This is a genomic window from Bradyrhizobium macuxiense (assembly GCF_007993935.1).
GTDB lineage: Bacteria > Pseudomonadota > Alphaproteobacteria > Rhizobiales > Xanthobacteraceae > Bradyrhizobium > Bradyrhizobium macuxiense_A.
The window spans coordinates 271745-285466 of the sequence record NZ_VITY01000005.1 but is presented as its reverse complement, the minus strand read 5'-3'; the positions used below and the strand labels follow the sequence as shown (position 1 = coordinate 285466).

14 protein-coding genes are annotated in these 13722 nt (G+C 64.6%); 7 read left to right on the top strand and 7 right to left on the bottom strand.

Going from position 1 to position 13722, the window contains the following annotated elements; all coding sequences use genetic code 11:
* Positions 1-88: 88 nt before the first annotated feature.
* Together groL and FBZ93_RS15720 are read left to right on the top strand one after the other, a co-directional pair.
* Positions 89-1732 carry a chaperonin GroEL gene (groL, locus tag FBZ93_RS15725; protein ID WP_050628570.1) on the top strand — a complete coding sequence of 548 codons (1644 nt, stop codon included), beginning with the start codon at positions 89-91 and terminating at the stop codon, positions 1730-1732.
* Between the two features lie 94 nt (positions 1733-1826).
* Positions 1827-2117, top strand: coding sequence for a hypothetical protein (locus tag FBZ93_RS15720; RefSeq protein ID WP_146986826.1), 291 nt, complete (start codon positions 1827-1829; stop codon positions 2115-2117).
* A 193-nt stretch (positions 2118-2310) separates the two neighbouring features.
* Here FBZ93_RS15720 and FBZ93_RS15715 read toward each other — a convergent pair whose 3' ends face one another.
* Positions 2311-2679, bottom strand: a complete 369-nt coding sequence (locus FBZ93_RS15715) for an antibiotic biosynthesis monooxygenase family protein (protein WP_146986825.1) — start codon at positions 2677-2679, stop codon at positions 2311-2313.
* 97 nt (positions 2680-2776) lie between these two features.
* Between FBZ93_RS15715 and FBZ93_RS15710 the strand changes: the two genes are divergently transcribed.
* From FBZ93_RS15710 to FBZ93_RS15700, 3 genes are all read left to right on the top strand, one after another.
* Positions 2777-3253, top strand: a complete 477-nt coding sequence (locus FBZ93_RS15710) for a MarR family winged helix-turn-helix transcriptional regulator (RefSeq protein ID WP_146986824.1) — start codon at positions 2777-2779, stop codon at positions 3251-3253.
* Between the two features lie 151 nt (positions 3254-3404).
* Entirely contained in the window at positions 3405-4604 is a 1200-nt protein-coding gene (locus tag FBZ93_RS15705; protein ID WP_146986823.1) for a hypothetical protein, read from the top strand.
* Between the two features lie 198 nt (positions 4605-4802).
* Complete coding sequence (locus FBZ93_RS15700; protein WP_146986822.1) at positions 4803-5267, top strand: ester cyclase; 465 nt, start codon at positions 4803-4805, stop codon at positions 5265-5267.
* 90 nt (positions 5268-5357) lie between these two features.
* On the opposite strand, the gene FBZ93_RS15695 is transcribed toward FBZ93_RS15700, so the two are convergent.
* Together FBZ93_RS15695 and FBZ93_RS15690 are read right to left on the bottom strand one after the other, a co-directional pair.
* On the bottom strand, positions 5358-5837 hold the full coding sequence (locus FBZ93_RS15695; protein WP_146986821.1) for a PaaI family thioesterase: 480 nt from the start codon (positions 5835-5837) through the stop codon (positions 5358-5360).
* Complete coding sequence (locus tag FBZ93_RS15690; protein ID WP_146986820.1) at positions 5777-6430, bottom strand: bifunctional transcriptional activator/DNA repair enzyme AdaA; 654 nt, start codon at positions 6428-6430, stop codon at positions 5777-5779. Before FBZ93_RS15690 ends, FBZ93_RS15695 begins: the two co-directional genes overlap by 61 nt.
* Positions 6431-6685: 255 nt before the next feature.
* On the opposite strand from FBZ93_RS15690, the gene FBZ93_RS15685 reads away from it, so the two are divergent.
* The gene (locus FBZ93_RS15685; RefSeq protein WP_146986819.1) at positions 6686-7366 is read left to right on the top strand and encodes a hypothetical protein; all 681 of its coding nucleotides are present in this window, start codon (positions 6686-6688) and stop codon (positions 7364-7366) included.
* A 28-nt stretch (positions 7367-7394) separates the two neighbouring features.
* Here the strand turns inward: FBZ93_RS15685 and FBZ93_RS15680 are convergent, their stop codons facing one another.
* Positions 7395-7802 carry an META domain-containing protein gene (locus FBZ93_RS15680; protein ID WP_167529058.1) on the bottom strand — a complete coding sequence of 136 codons (408 nt, stop codon included), beginning with the start codon at positions 7800-7802 and terminating at the stop codon, positions 7395-7397.
* Positions 7803-8010: 208 nt separating this feature from the next.
* Positions 8011-9681 (bottom strand): L-lactate permease, encoded by a 1671-nt coding sequence (locus FBZ93_RS15675; protein ID WP_146986818.1) that lies wholly within the window; start codon positions 9679-9681, stop codon positions 8011-8013.
* Between the two features lie 309 nt (positions 9682-9990).
* Between FBZ93_RS15675 and FBZ93_RS15670 the strand changes: the two genes are divergently transcribed.
* A complete protein-coding gene (locus FBZ93_RS15670; RefSeq protein WP_146986817.1) occupies positions 9991-11733 on the top strand; it encodes an ABC transporter ATP-binding protein/permease in 1743 nt (580 codons plus the stop codon).
* Positions 11734-11882: 149 nt separating this feature from the next.
* Here FBZ93_RS15670 and FBZ93_RS15665 read toward each other — a convergent pair whose 3' ends face one another.
* Both FBZ93_RS15665 and FBZ93_RS15660 read right to left on the bottom strand, forming a co-directional pair.
* On the bottom strand, positions 11883-12872 hold the full coding sequence (locus FBZ93_RS15665) for a TorF family putative porin (protein ID WP_146986816.1): 990 nt from the start codon (positions 12870-12872) through the stop codon (positions 11883-11885).
* 383 nt (positions 12873-13255) lie between these two features.
* Positions 13256-13645 carry a histone gene (locus FBZ93_RS15660; protein WP_074129708.1) on the bottom strand — a complete coding sequence of 130 codons (390 nt, stop codon included), beginning with the start codon at positions 13643-13645 and terminating at the stop codon, positions 13256-13258.
* Positions 13646-13722 lie beyond the last annotated feature (77 nt).

The following is a 13722-nucleotide window of genomic DNA, read 5'->3' as shown; positions in this document are numbered from 1 at the left end:
CCACCCTCTCCCACAAGGGGAGAGGGGAAGCCTCCCCGGCGATGACAAACAGCAAACAACCGCCCCACACATTCAGGAGTTCAAATCAATGGCTGCCAAGGACGTAAAATTCGCCGGAGACGCCCGCGACCGCATGCTGCGCGGTGTCGACGTGCTCGCCAACGCCGTGAAGGTGACGCTCGGCCCGAAGGGCCGCAACGTCGTCATCGAGAAGTCGTTCGGCGCGCCCCGCATCACCAAGGACGGCGTCACCGTCGCCAAGGAGATCGAGCTTGACGACAAGTTCGAGAATATGGGCGCGCAGATGCTGCGCGAGGTCGCTTCCAAGACCAACGACACCGCCGGTGACGGCACCACCACCGCGACCGTGCTGGCCCAGGCCATCGTCCGCGAGGGCGCCAAGTCGGTCGCCGCCGGCATGAACCCGATGGACCTCAAGCGCGGCATCGACACCGCGGTCGCCGCCGTGATCAAGGACATCGAGAAGCGCGCCAAGCCGGTCGCCTCCTCGTCGGAAGTTGCCCAGGTCGGCACCATCTCGGCCAACGGCGATGCCGCGATCGGCAAGATGATCGCGCAGGCGATGCAGAAGGTCGGCAATGAGGGCGTCATCACCGTCGAGGAGAACAAGTCGCTCGAGACCGAGGTCGACATCGTCGAGGGCATGAAGTTCGACCGCGGCTACCTCAGCCCGTACTTTATCACCAACGCCGAGAAGATGACCGCCGAGCTCGAGGATGCCTACATCCTGCTGCACGAGAAGAAGCTGTCCGGCCTGCAGTCGATGCTGCCGGTGCTGGAAGCCGTGGTGCAGTCCGGCCGTCCGCTCTTGATCCTCGCCGAGGACGTCGAGGGCGAGGCGCTGGCGACGCTGGTGGTCAACCGCCTGCGCGGCGGCCTCAAGGTCGCCGCCGTCAAGGCGCCGGGCTTCGGCGATCGCCGCAAGGCGATGCTGGAGGACATCGCGATCCTGACCGGCGGTCAGCTGATCTCCGACGACCTCGGCATGAAGCTCGAGAACGTCACGGTGAACATGCTCGGCCGCGCCGGCAAGATCGTGATCGACAAGGAGAACACCACGATCGTCAAGGGCGCCGGCAAGAAGAAGGACATCGACGCCCGCGTTGGCCAGATCAAGGCGCAGATCGAGGAAACCACCTCGGACTACGACCGTGAGAAGCTGCAGGAGCGCCTCGCCAAGCTCGCCGGCGGCGTTGCCGTGATCAAGGTCGGCGGTGCGACCGAGGTCGAGGTCAAGGAGAAGAAGGATCGTGTCGAGGACGCGCTGAACGCGACCCGCGCCGCGGTGCAGGAAGGCATCGTGCCGGGCGGCGGCGTCGCGCTGCTGCGCGCCAAGAAGGCGGTCGGCCGTCTCACCAACCCGAATGCCGACGTCCAGGCCGGCATCAATATCGTGCTCAAGGCACTCGAAGCTCCGGTCCGCCAGATCTCGGAGAACGCCGGTGTCGAGGGCTCGATCGTGGTCGGCAAGATCCTCGAGAACAAGTCGGAGACCTTCGGCTTCGACGCCCAGACCGAGGACTATGTCGACATGGTCGACAAGGGCATCATCGACCCCGCCAAGGTGGTGCGCACTGCGCTGCAGGACGCCTCCTCCGTGGCCGGCCTGCTGGTGACCACCGAAGCCATGGTCGCCGAAGTGCCGAAGGACGCGGCGCCGGCGATGCCGGGCGGCGGCATGGGTGGAATGGGCGGCATGGGCGGCTTCTAAGCCCCCTCCGCACATCGACATCGAGATCGAAGGCCGCCTCCGGGCGGCCTTCTTTTTTGCGATTTGATCACGATCGAGATGTAAAGACGATCCGATGTCCCGCGACGCCAAATCACTGACGACAACGCTCGCACTGTTCTACGCGATCGGCGCGGTGCTCGCGCTGGGCGCCTATGTCCAGGACAGCGTCGATGCCTTTGCCGTCGTCGTGACGTTCTGGTTCAAGCAGACGCTGACGTTCGCCGTGCTCGGCGCGGGCTATGGGCTCTATTACGTCATCTTCGGTTCGATCGGTCATCGTCCAAAGGCGCCGCTGCGATTTCTCGACATAGCCTTTCTGACCGGTGTCGCCACGCTCGGCGTCGGCATGCTGGTGCATAGCTGACCGATCTTTGTGACGACATCCAAACTTCGCTTTTTCCTTCGCCGACGGGCTGTGATGCTTGGCATCACTGTCATTGCGAGGAGCGATAGCGACGAAGCAATCCATTTTTCCGCTTGCGGCACGATGGATTGCTTCGCTTCGCTCGCAATGACGTGGATGGCCCGGGACAGGCCCGGCCATGACGAATAGGAAACTACGCGACGCAGATGTCAGCCACCGCGACCTTCCGGAACAGATGCGGCGATGCCACCGCCGAGGCCGGATAGGCCGAGAGCTTGGCCCTGAACTCCGGGTTGATGAAGGCGGCGCGGAAGGCGGCGGTGGATTCCCACACCGCGTAATTCAGGTAGGCCGGGCTGTCGCCGAGCGCGAGGTGCAGCTGGGTCGAGATGAAACCGGGCTGCCGCTTCATGATGGCGGCGTCGTCCTGCCAAGCCCTGAGGAAGGTGTCCTCGTCGGCCGCATCGAGCGTGAAGAGGTTGACGAGCACGACGTTGGTGGCCTCGACCGCGAGCTGGCGGTCGATCGGGAATGCGGGGTCCAGGGGACGCATATGCGGCATGGCTTGCTCCGTTGATATGGTGCTATGATGTCATTTCGATCATATCGATACATAACAATATTGACATTATGATGTCAACATACACCTATGGTGACAAATGCCACAGACCAAGCGAACGCCGGCGGGTGAAGCCCTGAGCGGCCTGATTCTCGACCTGTTCCGGCTCAACAGTCTGCTGTTCACGTCAGGCGACCGGCTGGTGGCGGGGCTCGGGCTGACCAGCGCCCGCTGGCAGATCCTCGGCGCCATCGTCACCGCCGAACGCCCGCAACCGGTCGCGTGGCTGGCGCGCGACCTCGGCGCTGCCAGGCAGAACGTGCAGCGCATCGTCAACGACCTCGAAAGGGAAGGGCTCGTCACATTCGAGACCAATCCGCATCACCGCCGCGCCCAGCTCGTCGTACTGACCGACAAGGGCCGGCAAGCGTTCGACGCGGCGATGCGCCTGCAACTGCCCTGGGTGAACGGCCTTTCCGACGGACTGTCTGTGACGGACATCGAAACCGTGAGCCGCGTCGTGACGACGCTGCGCGGCAGGCTTGAGAAAGGCGAGGAACCTGACGGCCGCGGATAACGCACGGCACGTCTGCGTTCGTCATGAAAGTGCCAAAGGTCAAGTCGTTCCAAACGCGGCAGCCGCCGTCACGCGGCCTTCTTTTTTGCGCAATGACACGGAGGTTTGCTAGTTACGACGGAACCGATTCTGCCCTTCGAGGACTCATCGTATGCGCGCGCTCCCGCTCCTGCTGCTCGGTCTTGCCATCGCCTCGGCGCCTGCCCTCGCCCAGATGAAGCTGCAAACGAAGCCGGCAGCCGGTGGCGGCCCCGAGACGCGCTATTTCACCGCGATCGACGGCCTGATGGACGGCAACGCCGACGTCGTGCTGAAGGAAACCCGCCAGGGCAAGACCGTGACCGCGGCCGTGCTCGACGTCTGCTATCCCGCCGACAAGAGCTCCGACCGCAAGGACCGCTTCGTCGCCAACCTCACCGTCAACGGCCAGACGCTGTCCGGCAGCACCCAGAGCGTCGCCGACAAGCAGCCGGTCACGATCAAGCTGAACCGCAAGCAGACCGGCGACAGTTTCGAGTTCCGTGGCCAAATCACGATCGAACAGACCGTGACCGAGGTCGCCTCGACCGACAATTCCGATCTCAGCGAGAAGGAATTCCAGGACAACCAGGCCACCGAGGACGGCATCACGCCGCAGCCGAAGGACTTCACCGACGTTTCGCCGGAATCGATCGGCGTGCGGGTGAAGCTCGATGCAGCCGCGGACTTCCTCAAGAGCCTGAAGGGCGAGGCCGTCGAGATCGGCACCTCGAGCCTCTCGGTGACCTGCGATGCGATGCGCTCCGGCGAGCAGACCATCAATCTCACCGTCGACCCCGAGCACGCCGGCGCGCTGCTCGCCAAGGTGAAAGCGGCGCCCGGCGTCACGGCGGCCGGCTGGACCAGCGGCGTGGTCGAGATGGACCGCACCATCCGCTTCGCCGCCGCCGACTGGCGCGACGGCGACAAGATCAACAAGGACAAGCTCGCAACCGCGGTCTCTGGCGTGCTGGCGAAGGCGCTTGTCGCAAAGCCCGCCTCCGCGACATGGAATGCGAACACCGGCAAGCTCAAGCTGGTGCTGAAGCGCCCCAGCGCAGTCTACCCTGCGCTCGGCCTCACCCAGAACTACGAGGTCACCGCCCTCGTCTCGCCCGACAAGCCCGGCAGCTCCGACAAGCTGATGCTGTGGGTCTCGAGCCCCACCGTCTCGACCTCGGACGACAGCGCCGGCGCCAAGCTGAATCTGTCCGACGATTCCAGCAGCGACGAGGAAGGCAGCGAGGCCAAGGACGACAACGGTGCGATCGACGCGCTGCTCAAGGAGTTCAAGGGCCAGCGCTGGGACGCCGACAAGTCGGTGTGGCGGTAAGCCACCCGCTTCCCGATTGCGCGACGACGTTCGGGAAGCGGCGCCAAGCATCATATCGACAAAGCGGAATTTCGTCCGAAGGCTGACAGCACGCCCGATCCGGAATCGGGTGGTGCGACACGCGTCTCAAATTGCCTAATGCGCGCATCGACACAACGCCGGCCGCGATACCGGCAACGCGCAAATGGAGACGAACAGATGTCAGAGGACAACAAGAACGTCGTGGGCCGCTGGTTCAAGGAATTCTGGGGCAACCCCTGGAATCCGCGCATCATCAACGAGCTCGCCACCGCCGACATTGTCGTGCACTACCCGATGCACGAGCCGAAGAAGGGCCGCGCCGCGGTGACCAAGTTCATGACCGAGTTTCGCGAGGCGTTTCCGGATCTGAATTTCTGGGGCGTCGGCGATCTCGTCGCGGAAGGCGACCTCGTCGTCGGCCGTTGGGAAGGCGGCGGCACCCACACCGGACCCGCGTTCAGCGACTTCCGGCTTGGCTCGCTGCCCGCGGCCTCCGGCCGCAAGATGACGTTCGCCGGCACCACCGTGCTGCGCGTGCAGGACGGACGGATCGCCGAGGAGCTCGGACAGGAAGATGCGATCACCGCCATGCTTCAGCTCGGTCTCATTCGCCTGCCCGAACCGAGTGGCTACGCGGGTTGAAACCGCCCTTCGTCGACTAACACGCTCCAATGTTACTGGGCCGGCATCGCATCTTTGGGTGCCGTGCCGGCGCCTACAAGGCAATCCGCATCAAGCCGGAAAGATCAGGCACGTCGTCGTGCCGTGCGCAAGCAGCCGTCCCTTCGTGTCGGTGACCCTGCCCTCGGCGGTGCCGACGCGGCGGCCGCAATTGAGCACATGGCCCTCGGCCCGGATCGGGCCGGTGTCGGGCGTGATCGGACGCAGCAACGAGATCTTGAACTCGAGGGTGGTCTGGCTGGTACCGGCGTCGAGCGTCGACTGCACCGCAAGGCCCATGCAGCTGTCGAGCAGCGTCGCGGTGAGACCGCCATGCACGGTGCCGGCCGGATTGAGATGCGCGTCGGTCGGCAGCAGCGTGACGACGACGCGGCCGCGCTCGGCCTCGGTGACGTCATAGCCGAGCGTCCGCGCGATGGTGTTGAGCGGCAGGGCGCCAGAGGCGAGCCCCTGGACGAAGTCGAGGCCGCTCATCGCGAGTTTCTGTTCGGCACTGACGGTGCCGTAGCTCTTGCCGTAGCTCTTGGCCATTGCTGGTCTCCATTGGGTTGCATCGTGACGCCTGGCGGCCGCTTCCGTCGCAACGAGGCGGGCGAGCGGCCGTAGAGTTTTGCGAAGGCGGCGTTCATGCGCCTTGCGCTGGAGAAGCCGGCGCGCTGCGCCACCAGCGCGAGCGGAAGATCGCCGCCGTCGATCAGGCGCTTGGCACGCTGCACGCGCCGCGACAGCGCGACCTGCAGCGGCGAGGCATCGAGATGCGCGGCGAACAGGCGCGACAGATGGCGCGCGCCGATGCCGAGCCGATCGGCCAGCGCGGCGATATTGCCGTGGTCGAGTGCGCCGTCCTCGATCAGCGCCAGCGCACGCTCGACGGTCGTCCTGGTGCCCTTCCATGCCGGACAGAACGGCGCCGCCTCGGGACGGCAGCGCAGGCAGGGCCGGAAACCGGCGCGCTCGGCGGAGGCGGCGCTGCCATAGAACCGCACATTGCGGGCGAGCGGCGTGCGCGCACGGCAGACCGGGCGGCAATACACGCCGGTGGTCTTGACCGCGACGAACACGATGCCGTCCCAGGCCGGGTCGCGGCATTGAAAGGCTGCATATTGTGCGGCGAAGTCGAGCATGCGTCCGCTATAGCCGTGGCCGCACGCCGAAACGACCCGCTTTGCGGAGACCACGTCCGGAAACGACCGCTGCGCGCGGGGCGCCGATCCAAGGCTGCACAAGACTTGATAGCGCCCGTACTCATGCGTGATGCCCCGTCAATTTACGGGGCCTGCGACCAAAAGACTTCGTGCTGCCGCAGTTCGGTCACCGAAAATTAAGGCTCGATTTAGTTTCGAGGATCATCCTTTGCGTCACCGAACACAGGTCACGCCATGCAAGACCGCGAGCCGATCAACCCCGAGAGCATCTGGCCGACAGATGCGACGGAGGGTCATTCGCCGGCGCAGACGGCGGCGGACCTCTGGGACGTCTCCAACGAGAACCACGACGCCGCCCTGCTGCTGCGGGAGCCGTTCGCCGACCGCATCGGCACCGCGCTGCTGGCCGCCACGGCGCTCGCCGCAAGCTTCGTATTGGGATGGACCGGTGGCGCCAACTGGCACGACTTTGCCAGCCCCGCCCCCCTCCCGGTCGCCCAGAAGGAAGCGCCCGTCCCGCACGTCGCGGAGGCACCGCCGAGCCGAAGAAGCGAGAGCCCGCGGCGGACCGCGTCCAATGCCGAGCCATCGGTCACCGGCAGCATTCCGAAGACCACCCCCGCCAGCCCGCGCCCGCAAGTGCTGGGGGCCGCGCCGACGACGCTCGGCGCGCAAGCCGCCATGCTCGGATCGAAGCCGCAGCTGGCAGCGGGACCGGAGACGCGGCCGAGCACGATTCCCGGATGGTCGGTGGTCGAGGTCCGCGACGGCACCGCCGTGCTCGAGGGCCCGGAGGGCGTCAAGATGGCCGCGCGGGGCGACGTCGTCCCCGGCCTTGGCCGGGTCGATTCCATCGTGCGCTGGGGCAATCGCTGGATCGTCGCCACCGCAAGCGGATTGATCGCGACGCCCTGAATGCCTGCGCCGACGCGATCGACCGCGGTCAGTTGCCGTTGATCAGGAAGCGCAGCGACTTGCTTCCGGAGAAGATCACCTCTTCATTGTGCCGCCGCCAGCTCGTCATGTCGCCGAGCGCCGCCAGCAGATCCTTGTCGGCCTGCGCCCGGTCCGGCGTGCAGTTGCGGTTCTCCATCGCGCCGGGAACGAAGACGATGGTGTTGCCGGCAACCGAGAACTGACCCTTGCCGCCATCGCACCAGAGCTCGAGGATCACCTCGCCATTGTCGCCGACCTCGATCGAGGGGATCCGCTTGGAGCCCGGCATGCGCGCGGCGTCGAGCGTCATCACGTCGCCGAACGGGAAGCCTTCCTGAGCCTCGGCTGGAATCGCGACAAGAGCCGCGGCAAGGAGCGCCAACGCGGCCATGCCGCCGTTCAGAATCCGCTTCATCGAAACATGCCATTCCCAGGATCGCTCTTGAGCATGATCCATTCGGAAAACCGGCTTCCACTTTTCCGGATCATGCTCTGATGCCGCCCCTTCTATGGGACGAGGCCGGGATTGGCCAGCTTGGCCGCCCGAGAAAAATAGCTTGAAAATGCAAATCCCCGCGGGCTCGTGACCCGCGGGGATTTCGTTTGGGCGACGCCTCGCCGCGTTATTTCAAGACCAGCTCCGTGAACGGATACACATAGGCCTGCAGCGTCACGAACAGACCGACCAGGCACGCCAGCACGATCGAGTGCAGGAACACGTAGCGCAGGATCGAGCCCTCGTGGCCGTACCAGTTGGTGGCGGTCGAGGCGACCACGATCGATTGCGCGTCGATCATCTTGCCCATCACGCCGCCGGACGAGTTCGCCGCCGCCATCAGGATCGGCGACAGGCCGAGCTGCTCGGAGGTGATCTTCTGCAGATTGCCGAACAGCACGTTGGAGGCGGTATCCGATCCGGTCAGCGCCACGCCGAGCCAGCCGAGCAAGGTGCCGAAGAAGGGATACAGCACGCCGGTCGCGGCGAAAGCGAGACCGAGCGTGGCGTCGACGCCGGAGAGCCGGGTCAGCGTGCCGATCGCCAGCATCGCCGAGATCGTGATCAGCGAGATCGCGCAGATGCGGATGGTGCGGCCATACTCGGCGATCAGCTTGAGCGGCGAGAAGCCCATCAACAGACCCGAGATGATCGCCGCGATCAGCATGCCGGTGCCGGTGAACGACAGATAGGTGAAGCTGAACACCGCGCCTTCCGGCGTCGGCTTGGCGGCCACCGGCGGCACCTTGAAGATCAGCTTGTCGAGGTCGGGGACCGCATAGTTCCAGGTGAAGTTGGCGTTGGCCCAGGTCTTGAAGGCGCCGTTGCCCCAGATCAACATCAGGATGCAGACGATGATCCACGGCAGCAGTGCGCTCCACAATTCGCTTTGGGTCAGCGGCGTCTTGTCGAGAGGCGGAGCGGAAGCCATCGTCGCCGCCGATTCATCGCGGCCGCGCAGTTTCGGCGACAGCCAGAGCTGCTGCGGCTGCCACACCTTCAGGAACAGGATCAGCGCGCCCATCGAGATCAGCGAGGCGCCGATGTCGACGATCCACGGATTGATGTGGTTCGAGATCACATATTGCGGGACCGCGAACGACACGCCGGTGACCAGGATCGCCGGCCACACTTCCTTCATGCCGCGCCAGCCCGCGAACGCCCACACCACCCAGAATGGCACGATCAGCGAGAACAGCGGCAACTGGCGGCCGACCATCGCGCCGAGGATATAGGGATCGAGCCCGGTGACCGAAGAAAGGCCCTGGATCGGCGTGCCCAGCGCACCGAACGCGACCGGTGCGGTGTTGGCGATCAGCGACAGGCCGGAGGCCGCAAGCGGCGAGAAGCCGAGCCCGATCAGCACCGCGCCGGTGATGGCGACCGGCGTGCCGAACCCCGAGGCGCCCTCGAAGAAGGCGCCGAACGAGAATGCGATCAAGAGCAGCTGCAGGCGGCGATCCTCGGTGACGCCGCCGACCGCGCGCTTGAGCAGCTCGAACTTTCCGCACCTCACCGTGACCTGGTAGAGGAAGATGACATTGAGCACGATCCAGCCGATCGGGAAGAACCCGGTGACGACGCCGAGCAGCGTGGCGCGGACCGACATGCCGGCCGGCATCGTGAAGACGAAGATCGTGATCAGGTTCGTCACGATCACGGCGATGATGGCGGCGATATGCGCCTTCACCTTGCCGCTGGCGATCAGGACAAGCAGCGTGACCACGGGAACCGCGGCGGCGATCGTCGACAGCCCCGCATTGCCCAGCGGATTGTAGATTTGATTCCAGGTGTTCATCTCGGGATCCTTCCCACATTTTTATGCAGCGCGCCGGCATCGGCGCGGCCAGACGCGCTGGTGCGAATGCGGGAGTCCGTCGGAAAAGTCGTAGCCCCGGCTCGCGAATGAACGATCGGTAAGGATCGCTCACATCCTCGCGAAAAATCGAAGGTCCCCCGCCCCTCGCCGTTGTCGTCATGCTAGGGTTGACTCGATCGCCGGGACAAGCCAACGCTTGCATGCCAGACCTACGACTTTAGTCGAGGATCGCCCTGATTGTCCCGATTCTTCAGGCCTTTGTGGCCGCTTCCCCGGAGACGATAATCTGTGAAAAACATTCGCTCGACGCTCGCGACGGTGTGGCGCATCGCCTCGCCCTATTTCAACTCCGATGACAAATGGGCAGGCCGGGGACTGTTGGCCGCGGTTATTGTCATCGAGCTTGCCAGCGTCTTTCTCACCGTGCTGTTCAACCGCTGGAACAATGTCTTCTACAATGCGCTGCAGGAACGCGATCAGGCGGTCTTCACCTATCAGATCGGCTATTTCTGCGTGCTCGCGGCGTTCTGGATCGCCCTGAAAGTCTACCAGCTCTATCTCAATCAATGGCTGCAGATCCGCTGGCGGCGCTGGATGACCACGCGCTATCTCGGCGGCTGGCTGCACGATGCCAACCACTACCGCATGCAGTTGCTCGGCGATGCGGCCGACAACCCGGACCAGCGTATCGCCGACGACACCCAGCGCTTCGTCGAACAGACCCTGACGCTCGGGATCGGACTGTTGAGCTCCGTGGTCACGCTTGCATCCTTCGTGGTCATCCTGTGGGGCCTGTCCAATCAGGCGCCGCTGCATCTGTTCGGCAACGACATCGCGCTTCCCGGCTATCTGGTCTGGGGCGCACTGATCTACGCGATCCTCGGCACAACCTTGACCCATTTGATCGGCCGGCCGCTGGTCGACCTCAACTTCCGGCAGCAGCGCTTCGAAGCCGATTTCCGTTTCAACCTGGTGCGCACCCGCGAGAACGCCGAGCAGATCGCGCTGCTCGAGGGTGAGCCGGCGGAGCGCACGCGGTTGCTCAATCGTTTCGGATTCGTGGTCGGGAACTGGCTCGACATCATGCAGCGAACCAAGAAGCTGACCGCCTTCACTGCGACCTATTCGCAAGCCGCCGTGATCTTCCCATACGTGCTGATCGCACCGGCCTATTTCGCCAACAAGATCCAGCTCGGCGGCATGATGCAGACCGCCTCCGCCTTCAGCAGCGTGCAGGAGTCACTGTCCTTCTTCATCACGGCCTACCGGACGCTGGCCGAATGGCAATCGGTGGTCGCACGACTTGATGGCTTCGAGAGCTCGATCCGCGGCGGCGATGCGCTCGCACAGCGGCAGGACATCATCCACGTCAAGCCCGCCGGCGACCGTGGCATCGAACTCGACGATCTCGTGGTCACCCTGCCCGATGGCAAGCCGTTGCTCGCGGCTGACGGCTTCAGCCTTCCCGGCAACGCACGCACCTTGGTCACCGGCCCCTCCGGCGCCGGCAAGTCGACGCTGTTCCGCGCCATCGCCGGCATCTGGCCGTTCGGCAAGGGCGCGATCAATGTCCCCGCCGGTGCCACGCTGATGATGCTGCCGCAACGTCCCTATCTGCCGATCGGGTCACTGCACGACGCCGTGGTCTATCCGGGCGAGGCCGCGAAATTCGACGCGGCGCGGGTGCGCGAGGTCGTCACCGCCGTCGGACTGCCGCAGCTCGCGGCGCGGCTCGGGGAAGAGGCGCACTGGAACCGGATGCTGTCGCTCGGCGAGCAACAGCGGCTCGGCATCGCCCGCGCACTGCTGCACGCACCGCAATTCCTGTTCCTGGACGAGGCGACCGCCTCGCTCGACGAGCCGTCGGAAGCCGCGCTCTACCGGCTGATCGCCGAGAAGCTGCCCGACACCACGGTGGTGTCGATCGGCCATCGCTCGACGCTCGATGCGTTCCACGAGCACAACGTCGCGCTGGTCCGTGACGGCGAGCGCTTCACCTTGCGCGACAGGGTCGAGGTTCCGGCGTCATAGGCGAGCGGAGCGAGGGCCGCGGGCGCGGGTCACCTCTCCCTAGGAAGAGGTGAAATCGAAGCCGCAGCACCGGCCGCCGAAAACCAAGCCACCGAAAACAAAAGGGGCGGCAGATTGCTCTGCCGCCCCTTGATCCCCGGAAGAGGAAATTACTTCAGGTTGGACATCGCGGTCAGGTCGACCGAGAGCTTGGCGATACCAGCCGCGCCGCACCAGTTGGAGCCCGTGCCGCCCGGATTGATCGGGGTGACGTTGGTGGTGCCGCCGGCGGTGAAATCGCTGGTGAAGGCGCTGCAATTACCCTTCGACAGGTCGGTGTCGGAGTAGCGCAGATCGAGCGTGAACACCTTGTAGGTGAAGCCGATGCCGATGTTCCAGGTGTTGTAGTCGGCATACTTGATGCCGTTCGGGAACGCCGGGACGCCGTAGAAGCTGTCCGAGGTGCCGAGCCACTGCCGGCCGAACTCACCCGACACGTACATGCCGACGCCGCTGGTACCGAACACGGTGCTGGGCGCGGTGTACTTGCCGATGATCGAGGAGTAGTTGCCCCAGGCGCCGGTGTTGAGGAAGTTCGGCGAGTAGTACTCGTTCAGCGTGAACGCCCAGTTGTCGTTGATGGTGTAGGTCACCTTGCCGTAGACTTCGAAGAACGAGACGTCCTTCTTCATCACGTTGCCGTTCGCCAGAGCGTTGACTGCGCATTCCGGGCTGAGCGGCTTGCCGGCGGTGTCGAACGGCGCGCCGAAGTAGCAGGTTCCGCCCGGATACAGATAACCCCAGACACCGATGTCGAAGGCGAAGGCGCCGAAGGTCGGGCGGATACCGCCGTAGACGTCGACCTCAGCCGCGGCGCGGTTGGCGAACGAGATGCTTTCGGTCGAGGTGCCGATGTAGAGCTGCAGGTCCTTGTTGACGTTGTAGCGCGGCTCGAAATAGGCGGTGACCGACGGGTTGTGGTTCGACTGGGTGACGCCGCGGAAGATGTAGTCGCTGACGATGCCGGCGCCGAAGGCGATATCCCAGGGATCGAAGGGAGCCGGCGGCGGCGCCTTGACGGCCTTCACCGCCATGTCAGCTGCCATTGCCGAGCTCGAAATCATTGCTAGCGCCGTTGCTAACAAAGCCAGTTTCTTCATGACGATCCCCATCTACTTTTCCAGACAGCCCAGTTCCGGTGGCCCCCAGGGCGCGCGATAACGGACTGCAACTCAATCGCGTGTGATCAATCTGAAACGCACCCCCATTTTGGAGAAGGCGAAAAGACATGCATCTGCCGACTTTTTAGGCGTTCTGGCAGTGACGCCACACGTTGGTTGGCGGGTGTTGCATTTGCACCACAAGACTGAGGCTCCCGTTCCGGTTGAACGACCCACTCAGCCGGAAACGAGCAACGGTTCGACGCGCCTGCGGGCGGCGTCGACGCGAATCGTCCGCTCCGCAAAACTACGGACTGTCGATACGGAAAAAGCCGCAGCGGCGTCCGCTGCGGCTTCGATCAGGTGAACCAATGCAGGTTCGGTTAGTGGTGCTCGCCGTCGGAGGTGCCCCAGCTCGGCGCCGGCTCGTGGCTCGGCGTGGCCCAGCTCTGGGCCGGCTGCGGCGCAGGTTCGGGCGCCGGCGGTGCTGCGACCGGGGCAGCCGGCTTGGGCGCGGCGGCCTTCTTCGGAGCGCTCTTCTTGGCAGCTTTCTTCGCAGCCTTCTTGGGCGCGGCCTTCTTCGGAGCAGCCTTCTTCGCGGCTTTCTTCGCAGCCTTCTTGGCTGACTTCTTCGCCGATTTCTTTGCTGACTTCTTCGCAGCCTTCTTGGCCGACTTTTTCGCGGACTTCTTGGCCGACTTCTTCTTGGCCGCTACCGCCTTCTTGGCCTTTTTGGCCTTCTTGCTTTTCTTCGCCTTCTTCGACTTCGCCATCGTGGTCCTCCTGTTGCCGCTATGTGAGTCCGCCGGGCGTATTGAAGTGATCGCTTGCCGGACGTTGGCTGCACCTC

Excerpts from the sequence above, each read along its gene's own strand:
- FBZ93_RS15680 (WP_167529058.1), bottom strand. The coding sequence starts at position 7,802 with ATGAAGCGGATTCTGAACGGCGGCATGGCCGCGTTGGCGCTCCTTGCC.
- FBZ93_RS15710 (WP_146986824.1), top strand. The coding sequence starts at position 2,777 with ATGCCACAGACCAAGCGAACGCCGGCGGGTGAAGCCCTGAGCGGCCTG.
- FBZ93_RS15690 (WP_146986820.1), bottom strand. The coding sequence starts at position 6,430 with ATGCTCGACTTCGCCGCACAATATGCAGCCTTTCAATGCCGCGACCCG.
- FBZ93_RS15685 (WP_146986819.1), top strand. The coding sequence starts at position 6,686 with ATGCAAGACCGCGAGCCGATCAACCCCGAGAGCATCTGGCCGACAGAT.
- FBZ93_RS15695 (WP_146986821.1), bottom strand. The coding sequence starts at position 5,837 with ATGGCCAAGAGCTACGGCAAGAGCTACGGCACCGTCAGTGCCGAACAG.
- FBZ93_RS15705 (WP_146986823.1), top strand. The coding sequence starts at position 3,405 with ATGCGCGCGCTCCCGCTCCTGCTGCTCGGTCTTGCCATCGCCTCGGCG.
- FBZ93_RS15700 (WP_146986822.1), top strand. The coding sequence starts at position 4,803 with ATGTCAGAGGACAACAAGAACGTCGTGGGCCGCTGGTTCAAGGAATTC.
- FBZ93_RS15675 (WP_146986818.1), bottom strand. The coding sequence starts at position 9,681 with ATGAACACCTGGAATCAAATCTACAATCCGCTGGGCAATGCGGGGCTG.
- FBZ93_RS15665 (WP_146986816.1), bottom strand. The coding sequence starts at position 12,872 with ATGAAGAAACTGGCTTTGTTAGCAACGGCGCTAGCAATGATTTCGAGC.
- FBZ93_RS15715 (WP_146986825.1), bottom strand. The coding sequence starts at position 2,679 with ATGCCGCATATGCGTCCCCTGGACCCCGCATTCCCGATCGACCGCCAG.
- FBZ93_RS15660 (WP_074129708.1), bottom strand. The coding sequence starts at position 13,645 with ATGGCGAAGTCGAAGAAGGCGAAGAAAAGCAAGAAGGCCAAAAAGGCC.
- groL (WP_050628570.1), top strand. The coding sequence starts at position 89 with ATGGCTGCCAAGGACGTAAAATTCGCCGGAGACGCCCGCGACCGCATG.
- FBZ93_RS15720 (WP_146986826.1), top strand. The coding sequence starts at position 1,827 with ATGTCCCGCGACGCCAAATCACTGACGACAACGCTCGCACTGTTCTAC.